Origin of the sequence: Gemmatimonas sp. (assembly GCF_044345575.1) — a bacterium.
Classification (GTDB): domain Bacteria; phylum Gemmatimonadota; class Gemmatimonadetes; order Gemmatimonadales; family Gemmatimonadaceae; genus Gemmatimonas.
Genome location: NZ_JBIJAW010000276.1, coordinates 1 through 4,338 on the forward strand (window position 1 = coordinate 1; position 4,338 = coordinate 4,338).

General features: G+C 66.8%; 5 protein-coding genes and 1 pseudogene. 3 read left to right on the plus strand and 3 right to left on the minus strand.

Annotated features, from left to right (window positions below; all coding sequences use genetic code 11):
• Positions 1-650, plus strand: a 650-nt coding sequence (locus ACIQ6O_RS13435) for a metallophosphoesterase family protein (RefSeq protein WP_396208299.1), incomplete at its 5' end; no start/stop codon positions are given.
• Between the two features lie 127 nt (positions 651-777).
• Here ACIQ6O_RS13435 and ACIQ6O_RS13440 read toward each other — a convergent pair.
• On the minus strand, positions 778-1,284 hold the full coding sequence (locus tag ACIQ6O_RS13440; RefSeq protein ID WP_396208300.1) for a ubiquinol-cytochrome c reductase iron-sulfur subunit: 507 nt from the start codon (positions 1,282-1,284) through the stop codon (positions 778-780).
• Between the two features lie 106 nt (positions 1,285-1,390).
• On the minus strand, positions 1,391-2,614 hold the full coding sequence (locus ACIQ6O_RS13445) for a trans-sulfuration enzyme family protein (RefSeq protein ID WP_396208301.1): 1,224 nt from the start codon (positions 2,612-2,614) through the stop codon (positions 1,391-1,393).
• Positions 2,615-2,686: 72 nt separating this feature from the next.
• Between ACIQ6O_RS13445 and ACIQ6O_RS13450 the strand changes: the two genes are divergently transcribed.
• A complete protein-coding gene (locus ACIQ6O_RS13450; protein ID WP_396208302.1) occupies positions 2,687-3,172 on the plus strand; it encodes an Lrp/AsnC family transcriptional regulator in 486 nt (161 codons plus the stop codon).
• A gap of 194 nt (positions 3,173-3,366) precedes the next feature.
• Positions 3,367-3,822: a hypothetical protein gene (locus ACIQ6O_RS13455; RefSeq protein WP_396208303.1), complete on the plus strand. Its 456-nt coding sequence runs from the start codon at positions 3,367-3,369 to the stop codon at positions 3,820-3,822.
• A gap of 86 nt (positions 3,823-3,908) precedes the next feature.
• Here ACIQ6O_RS13455 and ACIQ6O_RS13460 read toward each other — a convergent pair.
• Positions 3,909-4,338: pseudogene (locus tag ACIQ6O_RS13460) on the minus strand (hypothetical protein); the annotation flags it as partial.

Consider the following 4,338-nt stretch of genomic DNA (forward strand, 5'->3'; position numbering starts at 1 on the left):
TCATTCCGGCCGACGGGGCCACACGGCGACTGAGCGGTTATCCCACGTACGCGTTCGGCTACGGCAATACGTTCGTGATCGCCTTCGATTCGAACATCGCCGAAGACTCGGTGCAGTACGCGTGGGTGCAGCAGCAGCTCGAAGGGCTCGACCGCACGCGCTACCAGCATGTGGTGGTGTTCTCGCACCACCCGGCCTTCTCGTCAGGGCCGCATGGCGGCGCGATTGTGGAGCGACCCACGGCCGCGGTGCGGGCGCGCTACATGCCGCTCTTCCGCAAGCACAAGGTGCGCCTGCTGCTCACCGGTCACGAACATCTGTTCGAGCACTGGGTGGAGCGCTATCGCGATGCGAGCGGCGCACCGCAACGCCTCGATCATGTGGTGAGCGGCGGCGGTGGCGCGCCGATCTACACCTATCAGGGTGAACCCGATACGCGTCCCTACATCCGCGCCGCCGGCGCCGATTCGGTGCGCCTCACGCATCTCGTGAAGCCCGGTATGCAGACGGGTGACAATCCCTATCACTTCCTCGTGGTCCACGTGAACGGCAACGAGCTGTCGTTCGACGTGGTCGGCGTCGACTGGGGGCGTGATTTCCAGCCGTATCGCACCGCGCGCACCGTGTTGAGCGATTCCACCAGGCGCTGACGGGACGCAGCACACGCCCGTCGCACCGGTGGAATCGTTCTTCAGGGTGCCGAACTCCGGTCCGCTGTCTTGTTCAAACCGAGTTCCTTGCCCTACCGAAACACGGTGAGCGCATGCGCGACGATGGTCAGACCGTGAAGCTGATCACGCCGCCGTTTACGGTGACCGGATAGTTGCGGAGCGGTGCCGAGGCTGGACCTGTGGCAACCTGCCCGCTGGTGCGGAAGCGGGATCCGTGGCAGTCACACTCAAGCAACGACGTGCCGTTGTTGAAGCGGGCAAGGCCACAACCGCTGTGCGTGCAGGTCTTCGACAGGGCCACAAAGCCGTTCCCGACATTGATGACAATGGCATCGACGGCCGAGAGGATCACGAATTGTCCAGCGGTACCGATGCCAGCCAAGGTGGCGTTGATCGATACCGATGATCCACTGATGGTGACGCCGGCTTGCGCGGTGCCGGCGCCTCCTCCGCCAGGCGGTGTCGTCCCACCGCCCGGTGTGCTGTTACCGCCCTGCGGGGCGGTGGTTGCCCCGCCACAGGCGGCGGTCAGGGCCGCTGCGACAAAGTAGGCTGCGGTCGTCCCGACAAAGGTGCGCCGGTCAACGGCGTCAGCGGCTGGATCGTTGCTCATGGCGTTTGGGCTGGAGGTGAGAAACCGATGACGACATGGTGCCAACAAGTGACCAATCGGTACGGTTCCTGATGGCGTCCGCCGTTGGTGAAACGGGGTTTCGGCGCTACACCACCGCGTGCTCCTGCTCGAGACAGATCGTGGCCGCAAGCAATCCCTGCTCCAGATCGGCCCACAACGCATCGGGTTCCTCGAGGCCAACGGAGAGGCGCAGCAGGCCGTCGGTGATACCCTCGGCCGCGCGCACGGCGGGATCCAGCAAACGATGCGTGAGGCCGGCGGGGTGCTGAATGAGCGAATCGGTGGAGCCGAGGCTCACCGCCGGCGTGATCACCTTCAGGGCCTTCATGAGCGCGACGGCGCAGTCATGTCCGCCGCGTACTTCGAAGGCGATCAGCGAGCCGGGCCCGCGCATCTGTCGGCCCACGAGTCCGGTGGGGTCGCTACCGTCGTGTCCGGGGAAGTGCACCTGCGTCACCATGGGGTGCGCGGCCAGACGCGCCACGAGCGCCTGCGCGTTCGCCTGTGCCAGCCGCACACGCATGGGCAAGGTGGGGAGCCCCCGGAGCAGCAGGAACGCCGCGAGCGGGTGCAGGATGCCTCCCGTGAGAATGCGCACCTGCCGCAAGCGCCGCGCGTACGCCTCGCTGGTGGCGATTACACCGGCGACCACATCGCCGTGACCGCCGAGGAACTTGGTGGCGCTGTGCATCACGAGCGCCGCGCCGAGTTCAAGCGGGCGTTGCAGCACCGGCGTGGCAAAGGTGCTGTCCACCATCACCGGTACGTCGCCGGCAGCGTGCACGATGGCGGCAATGTCGTGCAGGGCGAGGGTCGGGTTGGCGGGCGTCTCCACCAGCACGAGCGCGGTGTCGCTGCAGAGGGCGTCACGCACCTCGTGTGCGGCCGCAAAGGTGACCCGCACCGGCAACAGGTTCGCCGTGAGCAGGTGATCGGTGCCGCCGTACAGCGGACGCACCGCTACCACGTGCCGCCCGCTCGCCAGTGCCAGCAGCGCGGCCGACAGCGCCGCCATGCCCGAGGCGAAGGCCACACACGATTCGGCGCCCTCCAGCTGCGCCACGGCCTGCTCCGCGCGGGCGACCGTGGGGTTGTGGAGGCGCGCGTAAATGGCGCTCCCCTGCGGGAGCCCTCCAGCGGCCATCTCGTCGTAACTGGCAGTGCCGGCATCCGGGTCGGGCACGGGGTACGTGCTCGAGAGATCGATGGGCGGCGCGTGCACACCCAGCGAAAGGAAGTCTTCGCGGCCGGCGTGGACGGCCAGTGCGTCGAGGTACTGCGGGCCGAAAGCGGGGGCAGGTGAGCGCATGTCGACGGCTCCGGGGGAGTGTGAGGCGAATCCTTGCTGTGCCTGTCTCTTTAATGGTAGAATTTTCTTCTTATGAAGCCAGATCAGCCGAAGAGAATTCGACAGGACGCCGAGGAAAGCGCGGTCGACCGAATAGATCGCGCCATTCTCGTGGCCCTGCAGCAGAATGCGCGGCTCTCGAACAAGGAGTTGGCCGCGCGTGTGGGGCTGGCGGAGTCGAGCTGTCACGAGCGGGTGAAACGCCTGCTGCGCTCCGGGGTCGTGCGCGGCTTCCATGCCGAGGTAGATCCGCGGGTACTGGGGGCCGGTCTGCAGGCACTGGTGGCGGTGCGGCTACAGCGTCACACGAGTGCCGAGGTGGCCTCGTTTCGTGAGGCGATGCTCGCGCTCGACGAAGCCGTACAGGTGTTCCACGTTGCCGGCGCGAACGATTTTCTGGTGCACGTGGCGGTGCGTGATTCCGATGCGTTACGCGATCTGATTCTCAGCGCCTTCACGGCGAGACCCGAAGTCTTGCACGTGGAGACGTCGCTCATTTACGAACAGCTCCGGAAGTGAGCGCGTCCTAGTGGTGAGCGGCGGCGGTGGCGCGCCGATCTACACCTATCAGCGCGCGCACCGTGTTGAGCGATTCCACCAGGCGCTGACCGAGGTCCTTTCGGCATGTGTCGCACAACAGTTGCCGCCGCGCGGGTCGGCGCGCACCTTCTCTGCGACACTTTCTCCCGCTGAACACGATCCGGAGTGTATGTATGGCCCAACCGAATCCGTCCATTGTCCGGGGTGTACGTCTCGCCCTGATCGTCACCGCCGCCGCCCTGGTGGGCCCGTCCGCAGCCGCAGCCCAGAGTGGCAAGTGGGTGGGCACCGTGAGCACGCTTCGCTCCGCCGGCGGCTCGGCTGACATCACCATCGAGCCACGCGGCGAGAAGCAGTCCCGCGTGCGCGTCACCGTGCGCAACGTGAATCGCGATATGCGCATCGCGTGGGACATCGTCGCCGGGCAGTGCCGCGACAACGGCGCGCCCATCGCGCCGCAGGCGGCCTTCACGCAGCTGCAGAGCCAGATGGATGGCGGCGGGTCGGCCACGGCCAATGTCCCCAAGCTTACCTCGGGGCAGCCGTACTACGTGCGCGTCTTCGATCCGCAGGTATCTCCCACGGATGATAATGTCTGGGGGTGCGCGAACCTGGCCGAGAAGCCCTGATCGCCGGGAGTATCCTGATACACGAAGGCGCCGGCCTCCATCGATCGGAGGCCGGCGCCTTTTGCATTCCGTAACGCGGCGTGCGCTCAGGGACGCATGGCGTTCGGCAGCTGCGCGGAGTTCTGCGTGTCCTCGAGTCCACCGAAGGTGTACCAGGGGAAGCCGCGAGTGATGAGCTCACGCCCGACGACCGGGATGTGGACCGGCGTCCCCGGGAGGAGCCGACCCCAACCGCGCGCGTCGAGGTAGTGCGTGTAGCCGTCGTACGGGAAGAGCTCCATGCGCTTCTCGTACTGGATGGCGTCGAAGAGCGAGCCACAGGTGCCGTCATCACGACGCGGCACGCAGTCGCGACCGGCCGGCGGGCCGTTGGCATCCACTGGACGGAGCCCGGCCGCCACGCGTGTGGGGTTGATGATCGCGGCCGCCTCGGCGCCGCGTCCGAGCCGCCAGAGCGCCTCGGCACGGATGAACTGCATCTCCTGCACCGAGATGACCGGTACGAAGGTCCGGCTT

Coding starts and splice junctions, on each gene's coding strand:
- ACIQ6O_RS13455 (WP_396208303.1), top strand. CDS start 3,367: ATGGCCCAACCGAATCCGTCCATTGTCCGGGGTGTACGTCTCGCCCTG.
- ACIQ6O_RS13440 (WP_396208300.1), bottom strand. CDS start 1,284: ATGAGCAACGATCCAGCCGCTGACGCCGTTGACCGGCGCACCTTTGTC.
- ACIQ6O_RS13450 (WP_396208302.1), top strand. CDS start 2,687: ATGAAGCCAGATCAGCCGAAGAGAATTCGACAGGACGCCGAGGAAAGC.
- ACIQ6O_RS13445 (WP_396208301.1), bottom strand. CDS start 2,614: ATGCGCTCACCTGCCCCCGCTTTCGGCCCGCAGTACCTCGACGCACTG.